Source organism: Rhizobium lentis (assembly GCF_017352135.1).
Taxonomy (GTDB): domain Bacteria; phylum Pseudomonadota; class Alphaproteobacteria; order Rhizobiales; family Rhizobiaceae; genus Rhizobium; species Rhizobium lentis.
On the sequence record NZ_CP071454.1, the window covers coordinates 4131247 to 4149637 of the forward strand.

At 60.3% G+C, this 18391-nt stretch carries 16 protein-coding genes, 1 tRNA gene and 1 pseudogene; 4 read left to right on the plus strand and 14 right to left on the minus strand.

What is annotated here, in order from left to right:
- Positions 1 to 89 precede the first annotated feature (89 nt).
- From J0663_RS20180 to J0663_RS20205, 6 genes and pseudogenes are all read right to left on the minus strand, one after another.
- Positions 90 to 2348 carry a bifunctional diguanylate cyclase/phosphodiesterase gene (locus tag J0663_RS20180; RefSeq protein WP_207242133.1) on the minus strand — a complete coding sequence of 753 codons (2259 nt, stop codon included), beginning with the start codon at positions 2346 to 2348 and terminating at the stop codon, positions 90 to 92.
- 298 nt (positions 2349 to 2646) lie between these two features.
- Positions 2647 to 3437: pseudogene (locus J0663_RS20185) on the minus strand (alpha/beta hydrolase).
- Positions 3438 to 3652: 215 nt separating this feature from the next.
- Positions 3653 to 4312, minus strand: a complete 660-nt coding sequence (locus tag J0663_RS20190) for a methyltransferase family protein (protein ID WP_207242134.1) — start codon at positions 4310 to 4312, stop codon at positions 3653 to 3655.
- 430 nt (positions 4313 to 4742) lie between these two features.
- Complete coding sequence (locus tag J0663_RS20195; protein ID WP_207242135.1) at positions 4743 to 5432, minus strand: DUF599 domain-containing protein; 690 nt, start codon at positions 5430 to 5432, stop codon at positions 4743 to 4745.
- Between the two features lie 143 nt (positions 5433 to 5575).
- Positions 5576 to 5953: a hypothetical protein gene (locus tag J0663_RS20200; protein WP_207242136.1), complete on the minus strand. Its 378-nt coding sequence runs from the start codon at positions 5951 to 5953 to the stop codon at positions 5576 to 5578.
- A gap of 51 nt (positions 5954 to 6004) precedes the next feature.
- Entirely contained in the window at positions 6005 to 6679 is a 675-nt protein-coding gene (locus tag J0663_RS20205) for a hypothetical protein (RefSeq protein WP_207242137.1), read from the minus strand.
- Between the two features lie 256 nt (positions 6680 to 6935).
- Here J0663_RS20205 and J0663_RS20210 point away from each other — a divergent pair, with 256 nt between their 5' ends.
- The gene (locus J0663_RS20210; RefSeq protein ID WP_207242138.1) at positions 6936 to 7544 is read left to right on the plus strand and encodes a TerC family protein; all 609 of its coding nucleotides are present in this window, start codon (positions 6936 to 6938) and stop codon (positions 7542 to 7544) included.
- A gap of 67 nt (positions 7545 to 7611) precedes the next feature.
- Here J0663_RS20210 and J0663_RS20215 read toward each other — a convergent pair whose 3' ends face one another.
- From J0663_RS20215 to metG, 3 genes are read right to left on the minus strand one after another with little or no spacing between them, the layout of a single operon-like run.
- On the minus strand, positions 7612 to 8430 hold the full coding sequence (locus J0663_RS20215) for an MBL fold metallo-hydrolase (RefSeq protein ID WP_207242139.1): 819 nt from the start codon (positions 8428 to 8430) through the stop codon (positions 7612 to 7614).
- 4 nt (positions 8431 to 8434) lie between these two features.
- Positions 8435 to 9217 (minus strand): TatD family hydrolase, encoded by a 783-nt coding sequence (locus tag J0663_RS20220; RefSeq protein ID WP_207242140.1) that lies wholly within the window; start codon positions 9215 to 9217, stop codon positions 8435 to 8437.
- Between the two features lie 4 nt (positions 9218 to 9221).
- Entirely contained in the window at positions 9222 to 10772 is a 1551-nt protein-coding gene (gene metG / locus J0663_RS20225; RefSeq protein WP_207242141.1) for a methionine--tRNA ligase, read from the minus strand.
- Between the two features lie 233 nt (positions 10773 to 11005).
- Here metG and J0663_RS20230 point away from each other — a divergent pair, with 233 nt between their 5' ends.
- On the plus strand, positions 11006 to 11791 hold the full coding sequence (locus tag J0663_RS20230) for a sulfite exporter TauE/SafE family protein (RefSeq protein WP_207242142.1): 786 nt from the start codon (positions 11006 to 11008) through the stop codon (positions 11789 to 11791).
- A 1-nt stretch (position 11792) separates the two neighbouring features.
- On the opposite strand, the gene J0663_RS20235 is transcribed toward J0663_RS20230, so the two are convergent.
- The 4 genes from J0663_RS20235 to J0663_RS20250 all read right to left on the minus strand — a co-directional run bounded on the left by J0663_RS20235 (position 11793) and on the right by J0663_RS20250 (position 16078).
- Positions 11793 to 12815, minus strand: a complete 1023-nt coding sequence (locus J0663_RS20235; protein WP_207242143.1) for a DNA polymerase III subunit delta' — start codon at positions 12813 to 12815, stop codon at positions 11793 to 11795.
- The gene (gene tmk / locus J0663_RS20240; RefSeq protein WP_207242144.1) at positions 12808 to 13488 is read right to left on the minus strand and encodes a dTMP kinase; all 681 of its coding nucleotides are present in this window, start codon (positions 13486 to 13488) and stop codon (positions 12808 to 12810) included. The genes J0663_RS20235 and tmk overlap by 8 nt, the downstream gene beginning before the upstream one ends.
- A 224-nt stretch (positions 13489 to 13712) precedes the next feature.
- Complete coding sequence (locus J0663_RS20245) at positions 13713 to 14906, minus strand: D-alanyl-D-alanine carboxypeptidase family protein (RefSeq protein WP_207242145.1); 1194 nt, start codon at positions 14904 to 14906, stop codon at positions 13713 to 13715.
- Between the two features lie 71 nt (positions 14907 to 14977).
- Positions 14978 to 16078 carry a septal ring lytic transglycosylase RlpA family protein gene (locus J0663_RS20250; RefSeq protein ID WP_207242146.1) on the minus strand — a complete coding sequence of 367 codons (1101 nt, stop codon included), beginning with the start codon at positions 16076 to 16078 and terminating at the stop codon, positions 14978 to 14980.
- 447 nt (positions 16079 to 16525) lie between these two features.
- On the opposite strand from J0663_RS20250, the gene J0663_RS20255 reads away from it, so the two are divergent.
- Positions 16526 to 17347, plus strand: a complete 822-nt coding sequence (locus J0663_RS20255) for an Ig-like domain-containing protein (protein WP_207242147.1) — start codon at positions 16526 to 16528, stop codon at positions 17345 to 17347.
- A 167-nt stretch (positions 17348 to 17514) separates the two neighbouring features.
- Positions 17515 to 17604, plus strand: a tRNA-Ser gene (locus J0663_RS20260).
- Between the two features lie 179 nt (positions 17605 to 17783).
- On the opposite strand, the gene J0663_RS20265 is transcribed toward J0663_RS20260, so the two are convergent.
- Positions 17784 to 18272, minus strand: a complete 489-nt coding sequence (locus tag J0663_RS20265) for a RidA family protein (RefSeq protein WP_207242148.1) — start codon at positions 18270 to 18272, stop codon at positions 17784 to 17786.
- Positions 18273 to 18391 lie beyond the last annotated feature (119 nt).

An 18391-nucleotide genomic window follows, 5' to 3' on the forward strand; every position in this document is an offset into this window, starting at 1 on the left:
TGACGATCGCCTTTTGAATGCCACGCCTGTTGCCGGTCGCAAGCCGGCGTGTTGACGAGGAGAAGGTCTGCAACGTAATGCGGCCGGCGCTATCGGGCTGCCGCTGCCGTTCCCTTGTTTTTCCTACGGCAAAATTCGATCAACTGCTCCGAGGTCATGGGCCGGGCCAGAGCGTAACCTTGCAGCAGATGGCACCCGAGATCTTTCAGGATCTTCGCATGCTCCATGGTCTCAACACCTTCGGCAACGATGTCGATGTTCTGCGAGCGGCCGATTTCGATAATCGAGGAGACCAGACGGCGTTGGGACGGAGACGCAATAATCGGCTTGATAATCTCTCGATCGATCTTCAGTCTTCGCGGCTCAAATCGAAGCAGGCTGACGATGCTGGCATGTTCGGTGCCGAAATCATCGATCTCGATTTCAATGCCGAGCGCCTTGATCGCTGGAATTACCTCAGTGAGAGCGGGTTGAAGCTCGTCGAAGGAGATCGTCTCAAGCAACTCGAAACACAGGCGACCCCTGGCTGCGGGAAGTGCGGACAGTTCGGCGAGCAGACTTGCCTGCGCCAGCCGGCGCGCTGAAATATTGACCGAGACCCGTGGGATCTGCATTCCCAACCCGTCCCATCTTGTCAGTTCGAACAGGGCCTTCTGCAGGATCAGCCGATCCATGTCGCCGCTGCGCCCGAGCTTTTCCGCAGCATCAAGAAACTCATTCGGGCCGAGCAGACCTCTTTTGGGATGGTCCCAGCGGGCGAGCGCTTCGACGCCTTCGATCGTCAAGGTGTTTGCATTGAACTGCGGCTGAAAGAACGCAACGAGTTCGTCGCGTTCGAGCGCCTGGTTGAATTCATCCGCCAGTTCTTTTGAATGGATTGCGGCGCTGCGAAGCTCTTCGGTGAAAACAGCGGCGCGGCCGCGACCCGCCTTCTTCGCCTCGTACAGAGCCAGATCGGCATCCAGAAGCAACTGGCCGAGATCCCGCCTCGCAGGTTCAGCCTCCCAGGCGACGCCGACGCTTGCTCCGACCACATATGCCGCGTCGTCGATGAAGATGTTTTGTTGGAGCGCACCGACAATCCGGTTGGCCAATTCGGTTGCTTTGGGCTCGGGATTGGTGCCCCAACTCGCGAAGATGAACTCGTCGCCACCGACCCGGGCAGCGACATCGTTTGGCCCGGTCAAATCGGCAAGGCGAGACGCCGTTGTTCGGAGGACGAAATCACCGCCGGCGTGCCCTTTGGTGTCATTGATCTCTTTAAATCGATCAAGGTCGATATGAATAAGGATCAGGCAATCTTCCGGAGCGGGGCGCGGCGGTTGCAAGATCATCTTGTCGACGAACCGACGATTGGGAAGCCCCGTCAATGCGTCGTGCAGCGACAGGTATTCCAGCCTTTCCCGCGCGCGAACGAGCTTTTTCTTGTGCAGGCGAAGCTTTTCGATGGTGCCCTGGCGCGATTTGGTCAGAAATCCGACCCAGACGATTGGCGCAACGACACAGAAAGCCAACAGGCTGGCGTAGAACTCGAATGTACCGATTCCGTTATTTTGGCCCCATCCGCTCTTGGGGCGCGCGGCGAGCGTCCACCGGCCGTAGGTCATATCGATATAGGCCACGACCGGTTTCTTTTGAAAGGTCTCCAGGCTGCCGAGAAAAACCTGTTTGGACGAATTCGGCTCCGGGACGGTGCTGATGGCAATCTCCAGATCGGTCGAACCGAGGCCGCTGTCTGTGTAAAGCCTCGGAGTATCGATAATCCCGGAAAGCAGACCCCAAAAGATCTGGCTGTTCCCATCATTGATATAAATAGGGCACCTGACCACGAAAGCCGTTCCACCCTGGACAAGTTCTACCGGGCCGGTCAAAACGATATTGTGGGTGTTGCGCGCCAGCATTGCAGCAGCCCGTTGCTTCTCGTTCTTGCGGTAGTCGAGTCCAATCGCCCTTTCATTTCCCTTTTCCGGATAAACCCACCTGACCACCATGTCCGGCGCCGCGGCAAAGCTTCGCAATTGTGAATCGGGCTGCAAAATCTGCGCGGCAAGCTTGGAAAATCCGTCCTGACCCATAGCGGGATCGACTGCAATACCGGCAGCCAGCCCCTGCAAGAGTTTCACATTGCTGTTGAGGTTCGTTTGCAGCCGGGATGATATGGTGGCAAGCTCACCGGCAATAATCGAGCGTTCATCCGCCAGAGATCGCTCGATCCGCCAGTTCGTTGCCACCCAGACGAGGATGACTGCAATAATGGCCGCAAATATTGCTGGAGCAAAGGCGCTTGCATGGCTGGCCAGGGAGCCCGCGCGCCTGCGTGCTATCTTTGGATTTCTTAGAAACGTCATCAGGTCGCCGGTGTGGATGATAGGCCTGCATCCTTGCACAGTTTCTTTAAGGCAACGCTAAACCGACCAGCCCGCCCATCAGGAGGCCGAAATGGATCCACCATTGCAGGGCCGGAGACACCACGCTTGTTCATCGCTGCCGATCCCGTTCGCAAACTTCCGGCCATTCAATAATATTCAACGTTGTAGAATGGGGATAGTTCAACTCTTTGGCGGAGAATCCAGCCGGGCATCGTGCCGCTTTGAGGGTAGGGGCGTGGGCTTCTTCGCGCAAAGGCGCTACTCGAGCTTGACGGCTTCAGCGAGCGGCGCTTTTCAATCCTTCCACAAAGCGGATCAACTCACCGATCGTGCTGTCGTTCCAGATGTCGTTGTGGCCCGCGCCGTCGTCAATCACCATCCGCTTGGGCTCGGGCGCGACCCGGTACAGTGCCTCGCCCGAAGAGAGAGGGATGCTGTCGTCGCGGCGGCCGTGAATGAACAGCTTCGGTTGTCTCACCGCCGCGATCTTGAGGTCCGAGCGGAACCGATCTCTAAGCAGAAGCGCAACCGGATAGAACGGATAATGCGTCTGCGCTACGGATAGAACCGACAGGTATGGGGACACAAGGACAACGCCGGCGGCCGGCCTCTGCGCAGCCGTGTTCACGGCGACGCCGGTGCCGAGCGACCGGCCAAGTATGACGATCTCGCCCTTGCAGCGTGTCGAGAGCCAGTCGAATGCGGCGATTCCGTCGGCGAGCAGACCCAGTTCACTCGGCGAACCGGTCGATCCCGGATAACCGCGATAGGAAACCGCCAGCAGGCCGATGCCGCGCGCGGCCAAGGCGCGTGAGAGAAAGTCGTAATTGTCGACGCGGTCCCCATTGCCGAAGAAAAGCAGCACGCATGGTTTAGGCCATGAAGAGTCTCGTGGTCTGAGGTCATTATACGGACATTCTCGCCCCAGCCCGCAGTCTCGGGAACAGGTGCCGCGCTGGCGCCGGGATAGAGTAGGGCGCGCTGCGAAAGATAGACCAAACCGACAATCGAGATATAGGCGAAAGCCACCGCCAGCAACGGGATTAGCAGCAGCTTTGTGACGCTCATTTCAAGAATGCCCACCGGTCATAGTGCGTCCTCTTCGTACAAGCTCGACCGCCCGTTACCCCTGATATCAGTGGGATGGGGCAATGTGTTCAGGAAAATGTCAAGACTGCCAGAGTCAGGACCTATCAATCTGACATAAACCGCTGAGAAAACAGCTGCACTGGCAGGCCGCGGCGACCTTCGAACAAGCTTCCGCCTGCTGAGGAGGTTTGGTCTCACCAAATACCCGGCAGAAGCCGCCATTGGACCCGCGCGGCGTAATCCGAGTAGCCAATAAGCTCCGCGCGAAGAATTCGGTCCTCCGTGATGGTGCGGTAGAGCAGAAACGGCAGGCTAAAGAGCACGACAAGCGCAGCCGCAAGCCACGATCCGAGCGCCGGTCCGCTTGCCGCTATGATCAGAAATCCAGCGGTGTAGCCAGGGTGGCGGACGAAGGCATAAGGTCCCGTGCTGACGACGTGCTGGCCGCGGTCGGCCTGGATGCGAATGACCGAGGAGAAAAATCGGTTCACACGCATCGCCCATAGTGCAAGGGCGTAGCCGGCCGCGACCGTGAACAAGCAGACGCCCTGAAGCCAATCGGGCACGTTGTCGCTCCAATGGAAGCGGCCACGGTCGAGCCCGGCAACGATCCAGTGCAGGAACAGAACGAGCGAGAAGACTCTCAGCGAGATCGGGGGCTTCTCGCCACCCGGCCGCATGCGTTCTCGCAGGAGGTCCGGATCGAGCGCCGCGAACGAAACGATCATGACGACAGCGATGATTGCGAGATAGGCCCAAAAGCCTGGCAGAGCGATCGTGCCGGCCGATGCGAACAATGCGGCAGCTGCGGCGACTACAAACAAACCTGCCTGAAAGTAAGCCGATACGGGCATCCGCTACCTTATAACCTCAAAGGAGAAGCGAAGTACGGTGTCAATTTACCCCGATGTCTGGCTTGGGCCAACAGGGACGGTGGCATTGGTAGCTATCGCAAATCGCAGCTCATCCCTGAAGCCACCGCGACAAGCAAAAATCACATAAGACAGATTATGGAACATAACGATCTCCTTTGATTACAATAGCATAGCTATCGACCCGGTTGGCCCGCATTCTCGGCCGCTCGAATTTGCGTCTCTCCTGCGCCACTGCTACCGGCAGCGGCGACTTCGGGCTTTGTGAAGCGTTGCGCGATCAACTTCAATCGATGAACCTAGACAGACGCTCTGTCGTCCGTAAGCAACGGCATCGAGCTTTATCACCGGAGGTTGGCGGACATCCGGGCGGGTCAACGGCCGGCCCTTCCTTTCAGGTCCAGACTTGGTCTTAGTCAAGCAGCTTGCGTATGGCCATGATCCCCTTTGCGGCATCCGACCAGGATTGACGCCAGATTAAAACGCCGACGCTCAGGATGGTCGCGACAGCGAACGGGATCGGCCCGATGAACCAGAAGGCGGCCGCGACGGTGAAATAGTAAGACCGCACACCGACGCTGAATGATCGAAGCGCGGGATTCAAAACCAGGGTCAGGGCATTCGTCCAACTGGCGATGTCCCTTTCTTCATCGCGGGACGGACTCGCTCCGATCGCTGCCAGACAGTAGTTGATCTGCCGTACTGCCCATATGAAATCGGATAGTCCTCGCAACAGCGTGGCCATGACCAACAGGACCTTGCACTGGAAAAACCATGCGGGGTCCTGAGCCGCAAACACCGCGATCAGGCCACCCGATCCATAGTTCGGCTCCATAAAGAGCGCGCCGCTTAGCCCAACGATGACGATGAGATTGGCGGAGCCGAAGAAGGATGCCGAATTGATCGTGTGCCCGAGGATCGCGGCATCGCCGATGAAGTTGTTGTCTCGGGTCAGGACCTCCCGCATCCAGGCCGTACGAACGCGCACCATATCAACGGAAAGGCTGTCATTCCTTCGCGGCCAGCCTGCTGCCATCAAAGGTTCTACGGCAACCCAGACGAGAATGAAAAAAATGATCGCCGCAATGTCCAGAAAATCCATAGTGCCCCCGAATTCTGTGTAGATTTTCTGAGACACTACTTCGAGGTAACGGCAGCTCCAAGCGCGTATTGCCCCCGCGGTCAGAACCCGCGGGGTTGTGTTCGGCGAGCCGTTGGCGGCGCTCGTATCGGAGCGTTAGAACGTCAACGCGATCTCGACTCCGAGAGATGACCGGCAACTCCGGCAAGCATGACCCCGAGCGGAAGGCGTCGAACCAGCCGAGCTCCGATGAAGGTTGCGCAGATCGCTGCGGCGAGCTTCAGCCAAGGATAATCGCCGAGCTGCACATGGGCATTTGCATCGACCGATGTGGCCTTGGCTTTCAGCGCCGTTTCGGCGTCCTCTCGCAGCCCGCCGATGCGGGCCCTGAGCAGCCTCAGCTCGTGTTGCAAAGCGCTCAGATCCTGGTCGTCCTTTTCACGCGCAGTCTCCACGGCGGCATCGGCGAAAGGCGGCTCACCTTCCGCGATCAGTTCATCGGGGTCAGGAAGGTGGCCGTCGCGGTTGATTGATGATTGCATGGACATGTCCTCGAATTAGCGAGCGCAAAGGATTCTCCGGCTTGGTCGACATCAATGGTCACGCCGGAAGCCCTGGCTCTGGTGAGATCCGCCTTGCGATTGTGTCTGCGATTGACGATCTGAATCGTTCGATGATGCCGAACTGCCGGGAAAGGTATAGGCACGCACCTTGGCGCTTCCGTGCGTCGTGTCGCGCATCGCCACCGGTCGCGCCGCCTCGGAAGACGACGCTTCGAACGCGCTCTCGGACACGGCCAGGTCATCCGCGGCTTTGCCGCCACGGGCCGAGCCGGCAAAACCCGTATTGGACCCGCCTTGACGGCCGCTTTCCGATAACCAGAGATCCGCCCGCTCATCAATGTCAATGCTGCCCTCGTCGTCCAGAATATCGTGAACGGTCTCATAGAGCGCGTCGTCGATATCGTTGACCTGAACGAGGAAGCCGCCTCGCCGCAGCCCTTCTGCGTACATCGCGCGATCCTCGTCCGGGAAGAAGAAATCGGCGAGCGCGTCGAAGAAGCCGCTGCGGTCGCTCATGACGCCGGCATTTTTTTCATCCGCCTCATATCCCGGCATCAATCTGATCCTGGCGACCGGCACTCCCGCATCCTCAAGACGGGAGACGGCGGATTCGGCGTCGGACCGGCTGTCGAAGAATGCGGTAAGGCTGCCGCCGCCCATCGGGCCCGAAATGCCCGGGTTGGTATCGTTGTGAAGGTTGCTCACGGAACGCTCCTCTCGATGTCTCGTTCCAGCCGTCGACCCGACGCCTGGTTCTGACTTGAAGAACCGGCAGCCGAGATGAATGTTCCACGGCAACGGCGATGGATCGGCCTGCATGCCACCAGCAGTTCCATAACGTTGTCGCCTGTGGTTTCAGAAGCACCACGCGATGAATTGCACCGCCTGTTGCATCCCTCGGCGGTTGACGTCAAACCATCGAGACGCTAGCACGGCTCTTGACGCATAGGGGACATTTCATATGGATATCTTCACGGCAGCCGGTATGACGGCTTTGCTGCAGGTCATTGCTATCGACCTTGTTCTCGCCGGCGACAATGCCGTGGTTATCGGTCTTGCCGCTGCCGGCCTCGAGGCCACGCAACGGCGCAAGGCGATCATTGTCGGCATCCTTGCCGCAACGATTCTGCGTATTCTTTTTGCCAGTGTCGCCGTCTATCTGCTGGCGATCGTCGGCCTGCTGCTGGCCGGCGGCCTGCTGCTGCTTTGGGTCTGCTGGAAGATGTGGCGCGAGCTTCGCAACGGCCACCATGAGGAAGAAGTAGCGGAAAGCGGCGAAGGCGTGCCGCGAAAGACCTTCTTTCAGGCAGCGACCCAGATCGTCGTCGCCGACGTTTCGATGTCGCTCGACAACGTGCTCGCCGTTGCGGGCGCTGCGCGCGAACATCCCAGCGTCCTGGTCATCGGCCTCGGCCTGTCGATCGCGCTGATGGGCATCGCCGCCAACCTGATCGCCCGGCTGCTCGGTCGCCATCGCTGGATCGCTTATGTCGGCCTGCTGATCATCCTCTATGTCTCGCTCGACATGATCTATCGCGGCGCCGTCGAGGTTCTGCCCTATATGCAGTGACCTCCTCAGCGGTCGGGGGCTCGGCCCCCGGCCCTGCTTTGCGCGCGTCTTTCTGATATTCCGCGAATTAGGCGCGAACCTCTATCTCGAAGCTCATCTGATCAAATGCCGGCACCACATGGTCCGGCGTCTGCGCCATCACTGCGTCGTAGTCCAGCGGCGTATGCATATGGGTGAGAATCGCCCGTGTCGGCTTCAGCCGGCCGATCCAGTCGAGCGACTGTTCCAGCGACAAATGGCTTGGATGGTAGGTATATTGCAGGGCATCAATGATCAGCACGTCGAGATTTTGCAGTTTCTCGACGGTCTGCGGCGGGAAATCGCTGATATCGCTGCAATAAGCCACATCGCCGATCCGGAAGCCGAGCGAATGAATATCGCCATGCTGCTGAATGTGCGGTGAGAATTGGATCTTGCCGCCAGGGCCGCGGATTTCGACGGGTTCGTCAAGATTTTCGATGACAACAGGCAGCACGATAGGTGGATAATTGCTGCCCGGCGGCGTTTCCAGGCAATAGCCGAAGGCTTCACGCAGCCTGTCCATCGTATACTGGTCGGCAAAGATCGGCACCCGGCGACGCGTATTGTGAAAATAGCCGCGCAGATCGTCGATGCCATGAATATGGTCGGCATGCGGATGGCTGTAGAGCACTGCATCCACATGGTCGGCCCCTGCCCTGATCATCTGCTCGCGAAAATCCGGCCCGGTGTCGATGACCACCGTCGTCACGCCGCCGTCAGGCCCGAATTGCTGCACCATGAACGAGGCGCGGGTACGCCGGTTCTTTGGATTGTCGGGATTGCAGGCGCCCCAGTCGCCGGTGATGCGCGGCACGCCCGGTGACGACGAACAGCCGAGAATGGTGAAACGCCGCCGGTAGAGCACGCCGCTAGATCCTCGGCATTTTCGAGAACAGGCGCAAAGCGTTCTCCGTCGTGATCCGTGCGACGTCCGCGTAGGAAAGGCCGATCGCCTCGGCGAGCACTTCCGCCGTGTTGACGACATAGGACGGCTCGTTGCGCTTGCCGCGCCAGCGCTTCGGCGCCAGGTAGGGGGCGTCGGTTTCCACCAGCAGCCGCTCAGGCGGGATGGTCCTGGCGATCTCACGCAGCTCTTCCGACTTTGGGAAGGTCAAAATGCCGGAGAAGGAGATATAGCCGCCGAGCTCGACGCCGGTCCTGGCAAGCTCCGGGCCGGCCGAGAAGCAGTGCAGGATGAAGGGGAATGCCCCCTTCCCCGTTTCCTCGGTCAGGATAGCAGCCATGTCCACGTCGGCGCTGCGGCTATGGATGACCAGCGGCAGCTGCGTGATGCGCGCCGCTGCGATATGGCGGCGAAAGCCGGTCTGCTGGTCCTCCGGCTTCTGCGTATCGTAGAAATAGTCGAGACCGGCCTCGCCGATCGCGACGATCTTTGCGTGGGCGTTGGCTAGACGCACCAGCTCTTCCGTCTGGATATCCAGCTCGTCACCGGCATTGTTCGGATGCGTGCCGACAGAGCAGAAGACAGACGGATATTTTTCGGTGATGGCGAGCAGGCCGTCGAGCTTGCGCACGCGCGTCGAGATCGTCACCATCTGCTTGACGCCGGCTTGGTGGGCGCGCGAGACGATTTCGTCGCGCTCCGCCTCGAAGTCGGGGAAATCAAGATGGCAATGCGTATCGATCAGCACGGCCTCAAGCCTCCGGAGCCACATAGCGCGGGAAGACCGGAGTCGGCGCTTCGAGCACTGTTCCGGCAACGAGCCGGCCCGTCTTGCCAAGGGCGGCAAAATCGCGCTTGTCGGCGGGAGCGCCCACGAGGTCGAGCAGCTTACCCGATGATTCCGGCATGAAAGGCTGCAGCAGGATGGCGATCTGGCGCACGACTTCGGCGGTGACGTAAAGCACCGTGCCCATGCGCGCCGGATCGGTCTTCTTCAGCGCCCAGGGCGCCTGACCGGCGAAATAGCGGTCAGCCTCCGAAACGACTGCAATGATCGAGGCAAGCGCACGATGGATGAGCTGCTTGCCCATATCCTCGCGCGTCGATGCAAGCAGCGCGTCGGCCTGGGCCAGCATCGCCTTGTCCTCGTCGCTGAGCGGCCCGCATTCCGGGATCTTGCCGTCGCAGTTCTTGACGATCATCGACAGCGACCGGCTAGCGAGGTTTCCGATGCCGTTGGCGAGGTCGGAATTGATGCGCGTGCCGATTGCCTCTTCGCTGTAACTGCCGTCCTGGCCGAAGGAGACTTCGCGCAGGAAGAAATAGCGCACTTGGTCGAGACCGAAGTGATTCACGAGATTGACGGGATCGACGACATTGCCGAGCGACTTCGACATCTTCTCGCCCTTGTTGAGCAGGAACCCGTGGGCGAAGACGCGCTTCGGCAGCGGCAGCTTCGCCGACATCAGGAAGGCCGGCCAGTAAACCGCGTGGAAGCGGATGATATCCTTGCCGATGATGTGCACATCCGCCGGCCAGTATTTCGCCCGCGGACCGTTCCGGTCCTCAATATAGCCGGTCGCGGTCAGGTAGTTGGTCAGCGCGTCGACCCAGACATACATGACATGGGCGGGATCGTTCGGCACCTTGATGCCCCAATCGAAGGTCGTGCGCGACACCGAGAGGTCCTTGAGCCCCGACTTGACGAAGGAGATCACCTCGTTGCGGCGCTCGGCCGGGCCGATGAAATCGGGGTTCTCCTCGTAGTGCTTCAGCAGCTTCTCCTGGTATTCGGAGAGCTTGAAGAAATAGCTTGCCTCTTCCACCCATTCGACGGGCGTGCCCTGGGGGCCGTAGCGCACGCCGTCGGCGCGCAATTCCGTCTCGTTTTCCTGGTAATAGGCCTCGTCGCGAACCGAATACCAGCCGGCATAGCTGTCCTTGTAGATGTCGCCATTATCGGCCATCAACTTCCAGATATTCCTGGAAGTCTCGTGATGACGCTCCTGCGTGGTGCGGATGAAGTCGTCGTTCGAGGCGTTGAGCAACTCCGCCATCGCTTGGAATTCGCCGGAGTTGCGATCGGCCAGCGCCTGCGCGGAAATCCCTTCGGCCCGCGCCGTCTGCTGCATCTTCTGGCCGTGTTCGTCGGTGCCGGTCAGAAAGAAGACGTCCTTGCCATCCAGCCGCTGGTAACGGGCCATCGCATCCGTCGCGATCAGCTCATAGGCATGGCCGATATGCGGCTTGCCGTTGGGATAGGAAATCGCGGTGGTGATGTAGAAGGGTGTCTTGTCTGTCATGGCGGCCAATGTCCGGCTAACTCTATAAAAATGGTCAGCCGCTCTTAGCGCATGTCACCGCCAAGCGAAACATCAAGTTTCGCCCCTGTCGATGATTTCCAGGAGCGGAGGTCGTGAACTTGACTCCGCTTCGCGCGCAATTTACCGGTCGCCAGAAAGAGGGCGGGACAGAACCAAGTGCCAATTTTCATCTACCGAAAGCGTCGTAGCTGCGCGCCATCGGAGGCGCTTGCTTGACATTCGAGCCTCTCTATTCGATTTCGGGCCTGTTCGTCGGCGCCCTCGTGGGTATCACCGGCGTTGGCGGCGGTTCGCTGATGACACCCCTCTTGGTGTTGCTCTTCGGCGTCCATCCCGCCACTGCCGTCGGCACCGATCTTCTCTATGCGGCGATCACCAAGACGGCCGGCACTGCCGTTCACGGCGTGCACGGGCGCGTCAACTGGAAGGTCGTCGGCAGTCTCGCCGCCGGCAGCGTGCCGGCCGCCTTGCTGATGCTCTGGCTGCTGGCCGGCGTCGATCGCAAGAGTATCGGCGTCACCAACACCATTACATCGGCCCTCGGCTGGCTTCTTGTCATGACCGCATTCATGCTGGTTTTTCGCGGCCCGATCCTCGAATTGGCGCGCCGCGTCATCGGCGAACGCATGCCGCCGCGGCCGGCGACCATACTTGCCCTCACCGTCATTCTCGGGTTCTGTCTCGGCGTCCTTGTCACCTTGACCTCGGTTGGAGCTGGTGCGCTTGGAGTGACGATCCTGCTCGTTCTCTATCCCAGGCTCGATGTGCGGGAGATTGTCGGTTCCGATATCGTCCACGCCGTCCCTTTGACCTTGATCGGCGGCACCGGATACTGGCTGATCGGCGAGATAGACTGGCCGATGCTGTTTGCCCTGCTCGTCGGCTCCATTCCGGGCATTGTCATCGGAAGCCTTCTGGCGCCGAAGCTGCACGAACGCACCATCCGCATTGTCCTTGCGGTGACGCTTGCGGTTGTCGCATGGAAACTGCTGGCCTGATCTAGAGACCCGGCTGCTTGAGATCGGCGAGAATGCTGATGATCGTCTGCTTGCGGTCGAGATTATAGGCGTCGGAAACGGCAAGCCGCTCAGTTATTTCCGAATAGAGCCGCGCCAGCCGTTCCGCCGCGGCGATCCGCCCTTCGCCCGCCGCCGTACGCGCCCGGTTCATGATGTCATCGCTGACATGGCTGACGAAGAAATCGAAGATCGTGTTGCTTTCCTTGCCCGAAAGCGTGTCGGCCAGCCGGTGCATCGCCTTGCGGGCCATCGGCCCCTCGGCGGAAAGCACCTCGTCATAACAGGCGATGATGTCTCCGCCGCCATAGTTCAAGAGCTTCAACGCTTCGCCGACGCTGCCCTTGGCCGCCGAAAGCACGCCGCCCCCGCCTGACAAACCGAGATGGGCAAGCGCCGCAACGAGGGCCTCGTCGGCTAGCGGCGCCAGTTTCAGCGGCAGGCAGCGCGAGCGGATCGTCGGCAGCAGTCGGCCCGGCGCATGCGACAGCACCAGGAACAGCGCCCGCTTCGGCGGCTCCTCCAGGATTTTGAGGATGGCATTGGCCGCGTTGCGGTTCATGTCGTCAGCCGGGTCGATGATGACGATTCGCCAGTTGCCGGTGCCCGAGGTCTGCGAGAAGAACTTGCCGGCGCGGCGCACCTCATCGACGGTAATCGCCGATTTCACCTTGCCGGACTTTTCGTCCGCCGGCCGGGCGAGATGCAGGAGATTGTGCGAGGCGCCGGAGGCGATCTGCCGGCTGACGGCAGAGGCGGGATCCGGATCGCCGATCGTCTCCGGCGCCGTGGCGGGATCGGGATGCGACAGTACATAATTGGCGAAGCGGAAAGCCAGCGTCGCCTTGCCGATGCCCTCCGGCCCTTCGATCAGGATGGCATGATGGCCTTTGCCGGATCGGTAGGATTGGGCGAGAAAGGCCTCCGCCTCCCCATGACCGAACAGCCTGGTATTTTCCGCGGGCCAGATGGCGCCGTCCAGCAGTCCCGGCCTATCTTCACTCATGATGGGCGGCTTCCGGCATTCGAGCCCGGTCTGCGGGCGACTGGAGCCGCTTGACGATCGCCAGGATCTCGGCAGCGATCGCCTCTTCCGTCTGCATGGCGTCAACCACGTGGCAGCGCTCCGGCTCACGGGCGGCGATATCGAGAAAGGCCTCGCGCCGCTTTTCATGCGTTTCGAGTCGCTCCTTCTCGAAGCGATCGGGAGCGTCCGAAGCGCTGCGCTTCTGCGCCCGCTCCAGGCCGACCTTCGCGGGAATATCCAGGATCAGGGTGCAATCCGGCATGACGCCGTTGATCGCGACCCGCTGCAGCGTCTCGATGAAATCGGGTTCGAGATTGCCTGTGATGCCCTGGTAGACACGCGAGGAATCCATGAAGCGGTCGCAGAGCACGATCTTGCCGGCGGCAAGGGCTGGCCGGATCACCTCTTCGACATGGTCGTTGCGCGCTGCCGCAAAGAGGATCGCCTCCATCCGCGTGCCGAAGGCCTCGGCAGCGCCCGACAAGAGCACGTGGCGCACGGCCTCTGCGCCCGGCGAGCCGCCCGGCTCCCGCGTCACCAGCACCTCGTGACCTTCGCCCTTCAGCGCCTCGGCAAGGCGGCGGATCTGCGTGGATTTTCCCGCGCCTTCCCCGCCTTCAAATGTAACGAACAGTCCCGTACCGGATGACAATGATAGCTTCCCGCATTCCGGACGCCGCACGCACGCGCGCCCCGCCTCTTCTATCTATCCGAAGACATCGGGAAGGAAAACCGTTCGCCGCGGCGACATAATCACCTTCCCCGGCAAATTGTATCAGACGGCCGGGCGTTCAAGCCTAAATCTGTCCAGCCGCGATCTGCGGGAAGTAGAGCTGCGCAAGCGGCTGATCCGAAGGCTTGGCGCGTATCAGGCCTTCAGCCGGGAGCGGACTTGTCCCAGAGCCAGGAGAAGAACAGCGATTCGCCGAGTTCCAGTATGGCGTCGACCGCCCGGCTGCTGAGCGAGCCCTCGCCGACCGCTTCCGCTGTATAGAGCGGCACTTCCCTGAGCAGCCGGCTGCCGGCAAAAATCCTGAGGGTGCCGGCCTGATAGTCCGGCTTCACCGGCGCTGTCAGCGGCCAACGATAGACGATGCGCGCCGACAGCCGGTCAGGGTTGCTGATAGGAATATAGACGCTGACCGGCGCCTTGGCGACGAGATCGACGGTGCGCGCCGTGCCGCCATAGACGCTGGCTGCGCCGATAACTTCATGCTCAGCGAAAATCTGCCGGCTCTCGAAGGCGGTCAGCCCCCATTCGAGCACGCGCTTGGCCTCCTCCGTCCGCTCCTTGTCGGAAGCGATGCCGGCAAGCGCCAGAAACAGCCGCCGGCCGTCGCGCTGGACCGATGCGACGATCGAGTACCCCTCGCCCTCGGCAAAGCCGGTCGCGAGCCCGTCGGCGCCGAGATCGAGCCCGAGCAGCGGGTTGCGGTTGCGCTGGAAGATCTTGTTCCATTCGAAATCCAGTTGCGCGAAATAGGGATAGAGAGTGGGATAGGATTGCTGGAGAGTGGCGGCAAGCGTCACCATCTCGCGCGCCGTCACCCTGCTCTTGCCGTCCGGAAGGCCGGTGGAATTGCCGAACACCGCGTTCTCCATGCCGAGTTCGTGGGCGCGGCGCGTCATCGATTGGGCGAATTGCTGCTCGCTTCCAGCCATCCCCTCGGCCAGGATGATGCAGCTGTCATTGGCGCCCTGGATCGCGACGCCCTTGATCAGATCCTCGACGCGCACACGCGATTTCAGAGCGGCAAACATCGTTGCCGTCCTCGACGGTGCGCCGCCGGTGCGCCAGGCATATTCGGAAACGGGATATTCGGTATCGAGCGTGATCTGACCCTTGGTCACTGCCTCGAAGACGAGATCCATCGTCATCAGCTTGGCGAGCGAAGCCGGCGAAAAGCTCTGATCCTCGTTCTTGGCGAGCAGCACCGTGCCGGTGGAGGCTTCGATCATATAGGCCTGCGCCGCCTTGGTGGCGAAACCGGCTGCGCCTCCGTCGGCGGCGTGGGCGCCGGCGGCGAGCGGCATCAGGCATGCAAGCAGGCGAAGCACAGGCCTCAGCATCGCAATTCCCATCGGTCAACAGCGTATTCGAGAAGGTTAGAGCGCGGCGAAATCCGATGCAATCGCCATGCTCAGCGTGCCGCGGATTTTGCCTGCTGGCGCTTGGCCGAGGCAAGGATCGAGGCCTGCGTCAGCCCGTCATTGCGCACCATCACCGCGTCGAAGGCGAGATCGACCGTCACCGTCTTCACCGCCTCGTTTTGATAACCGAGCGCCAGGGAGCGCTGCGAGCCATAGGGACGCTCATAGGGCATGGGACCGATGTCCGGCAGCACCACCATCTGATCGACGGCGGGCGCGGCCTTTGACGAAGGAGCCGATGGCGCCACCAGAACATGGGCGGACGGCGCAAGGGCCGGCGCCGCATTGTAGCGCGCGCTCGGCGTCGAGCCGGCATAGGAGGTCGCCGACATCGGCACCGGCACGTTGGCCGGCGTTTCGTAATCTTCCGCACTCTGCAACTGATCGCGGGTGATCTTGCGGCTATTGGAGGCGACCATCACGCCGGTTGCGATCTGCCCTTCTGGATTGACGCCGGGAATGCGGCTGCCCTTCGGCACGTAGGAGGCCATCAGATAGGGCATGTCGCGGCCGTCCATGCGGGCGCGGCCGACATATTGCACACGCACCTTGCCGGTGCCGCTGTGCTGCAGATCCAGCATGTCGGCCGTCTTGTTGGAAAGGTCGATGATGCGGCCTTCGTGATAGGGGCCGCGATCGTTGACACGCACGACGACGGAGGAGCCGTTTTCAAGATTGGTGACACGCGCGTAACTCGGCAGCGGGAACGTTGGGTGCGCGGCGGAAAGGTGCATCTGGTCGTAGACTTCGCCATTCGCCGTCAGGCGCCCGTGAAAGGCAGAGCCATACCAGGAGGCGACACCGACCTTGTTATAGGCAAAGTCTTCCTTCGGATAATACCACTTGCCTTTCACCTCGTAAGGGTTGCCGACCACGTAGCGGCCGCCGCCCTTCGGGATATTGTTGCCGGTGGCGACCCGGGGGCTAGCCTTCACGCCATACTCGGATTCAGAGAAGTATTCCTTGCCGTGGGCTCTTTTCTTCGGCACGGCCTGTGTCGTACCGCACGCTGCAACCGTCGCGCACATCGCCGATATCGCCAGCCACCGCGCTGTCGTTGCGAAAGACGCCGCCCCGTTTTCCAATCTCATATGTCCCACGCCGCAAAAAGATCGTTATGGTTAAGGAACCCTGCCCATCTCGGGCAGTAACGCCTTATCCCACCCCACCTAACGAGACTTTAATCTTCCTGACTTCGTGGCAATTTTACGAACGTTTTCGGGGCGATAGCGACAATTCTAATCATCATGGTTTATAAATCCCTAACACGACATCCCTCCGCCCTGCCCCTCCGCCGCTGCATGATGCCTGAAAACGCCGTGCCAATACGAGGCATATACCGACGCGCAGGTTTCACCCCAGGGTAGCTACTTGCTCCCGTTCTCTCCTATACGTTTTCCTTGACGGCATCAGGTCGGCCGCTGCTCCCTTAGGACGTGTAGTTTGTTGCTTGACTCAAAGGAGGGTAGAAAGTTTATTTGCAGCGTTCGGGTCGCGGCCCGGCGTCCTTTCCACGCTCATCTTTAGGGAGGCGGGCCATGGCAAATCACAAACCAACGGTGCCTGACGTGTCGGTCCACGATTATGCACCGGGGGAAGCCATTGAAGGAAACCTTCTCGACAGCGCCTCGGATTCCGACGGCGACCTGGTTCAGGTTCAGTTCGTCAACGGAATAAGAATTCCCAGCAAGGCGGGCGAACCTGGACGTCTCACCATCGAGGGAAAGCACGGAACGCTGACGATTTGGAGCGACGGCAGTTATAGCTACACGGTCAGTGACCCGGCCAGTCTTCAGGCCGGCGGAATCTTCGGCGAGAATTTCTCGTTCAAGGTCTCCGACGGAAAGGGCGGCACCGATGTCGCCAATCTTAACATCGGCGTCCATGCTCCTCCGCAAGGGCAGTATTCCATCGATTTCGAGAACGCTCCCACGCAATATCCTGGGATGCCGGATATCGCCTCGGGCTATGGCGGCTTCAAGTTTGGCGACAAACTCGATGGCAACCTGTGGACGGTCGCTGAATCTGGGGGCAACGAGTATGTTGTCACCAATCCCTACAATCCGTTTTTCGATCGCGTCGACGGCAAGCTCTTCACGATTGAGGGCGTCGACGTCGCGACCAATTTCGATCCGGCCTATGCGGGTGTCGATGCCCTTGTCACCTTCGAGGGCTACATCGATGGCAACAAGGTCAGCGAGATGTCGGTGACGGTCTATGGTGACACCATTGCCGATGGCCAGCATATCTCTCTGGCAGCCCTGGGCGCGGTCGATTTTATCCGCTTCGATATCCAGCCCGACGTCGAGCCGACGGGTTTTCCGCAGCTCGCATTTGACAACTTCACCGTCCTTGTCTGACGACTGCCGAGAAGCGGCTGTCGAAGCCGCTTCTCCGCAGAACAAGTTGACGCTGCCATCAAAGCTGCTAAAAAGCCGGCCTGTGAGTGAATGGGCAGCAAATCGGCGCAAACCACCGATGCACCGGAAAGACCGAAACGGACTTTCTTCAGGCTTCTCACTTACTTGGAAGAGTGTCCGAGTGGTTTAAGGAACCGGTCTTGAAAACCGGCGTGCGGGAAACCGTACCGTGGGTTCGAATCCCACCTCTTCCGCCATTTTCAATTTAGTCCGCCAGACCAGTCGACTGCATTCAGCAGCGAGATAGCCGTGAGGCGTGGCGTTCAACGACCGAATGCCGAAGGCGGATGAAAACGGCGGCTCCGCCGTTTTCTGCAGCAACGGTCTGAGGTCGACGAGGCAGGCAGCCTTTTCGTCGCTGCATCGGTCGCCGCCACTATTCCAGAATGACGACGGCTTCGACTTCGAAGAGCATCGGATCGATTGCAAGTTTGGGAACGGGAACAAGGGTCTGCGCCGGCAGGGCCTCGCCGAACATGTCTTTGACATTCCTGGTCAGCACCTCGAGCTTGGACATGTCGTGATCGACGACGAAGACCGTCAGCTTGGCGACCTGATCCGGCCTTGCGCCGAGTGCGTCGAGGGCGCTGCGTAAATTTGCATAGGCCTGCTTAACCTGGACGGCGAAGTCCGGGGACAAGGCTCCGGTGCTGTCCTGGCCGCCCTGTCCGGAAATATAGGCCAACCGGGCGCCGCCGGGCACGATCACCGCCGTGCTATAGCCATTCGGCGTGGGGTCGTAGAGGGTCTTTGGATTGACGATGTTGAGCTTGAGGTCTGCCTCATTCGCCGTCGTTGTCGTGGGAACTCCGATAGTCATGATGATCAGCCCTCCAATAAGCAGATGTTTGATGGCGTGTGACATGATGTTCTCTTGGCCGTGAGGACTACGAGCATGGTCTCCGCGGCTTGCTGGATTGAACTCGACTCGTACAATGTATGATACCTCTCATCGTACAAGGTACGAGTCAATCGGCGAGGATC

Bases quoted from the DNA above. Each gene is read 5' to 3' on its own strand.
- J0663_RS20180 (WP_207242133.1), bottom strand. From the start codon at position 2,348: ATGACGTTTCTAAGAAATCCAAAGATAGCACGCAGGCGCGCGGGCTCC.
- J0663_RS20190 (WP_207242134.1), bottom strand. From the start codon at position 4,312: ATGCCCGTATCGGCTTACTTTCAGGCAGGTTTGTTTGTAGTCGCCGCA.
- J0663_RS20195 (WP_207242135.1), bottom strand. From the start codon at position 5,432: ATGGATTTTCTGGACATTGCGGCGATCATTTTTTTCATTCTCGTCTGG.
- J0663_RS20200 (WP_207242136.1), bottom strand. From the start codon at position 5,953: ATGCAATCATCAATCAACCGCGACGGCCACCTTCCTGACCCCGATGAA.
- J0663_RS20210 (WP_207242138.1), top strand. From the start codon at position 6,936: ATGGATATCTTCACGGCAGCCGGTATGACGGCTTTGCTGCAGGTCATT.
- metG (WP_207242141.1), bottom strand. From the start codon at position 10,772: ATGACAGACAAGACACCCTTCTACATCACCACCGCGATTTCCTATCCC.
- J0663_RS20235 (WP_207242143.1), bottom strand. From the start codon at position 12,815: ATGAGTGAAGATAGGCCGGGACTGCTGGACGGCGCCATCTGGCCCGCG.
- J0663_RS20245 (WP_207242145.1), bottom strand. From the start codon at position 14,906: ATGCTGAGGCCTGTGCTTCGCCTGCTTGCATGCCTGATGCCGCTCGCC.
- J0663_RS20250 (WP_207242146.1), bottom strand. From the start codon at position 16,078: ATGAGATTGGAAAACGGGGCGGCGTCTTTCGCAACGACAGCGCGGTGG.
- J0663_RS20255 (WP_207242147.1), top strand. From the start codon at position 16,526: ATGGCAAATCACAAACCAACGGTGCCTGACGTGTCGGTCCACGATTAT.
- J0663_RS20265 (WP_207242148.1), bottom strand. From the start codon at position 18,272: ATGTCACACGCCATCAAACATCTGCTTATTGGAGGGCTGATCATCATG.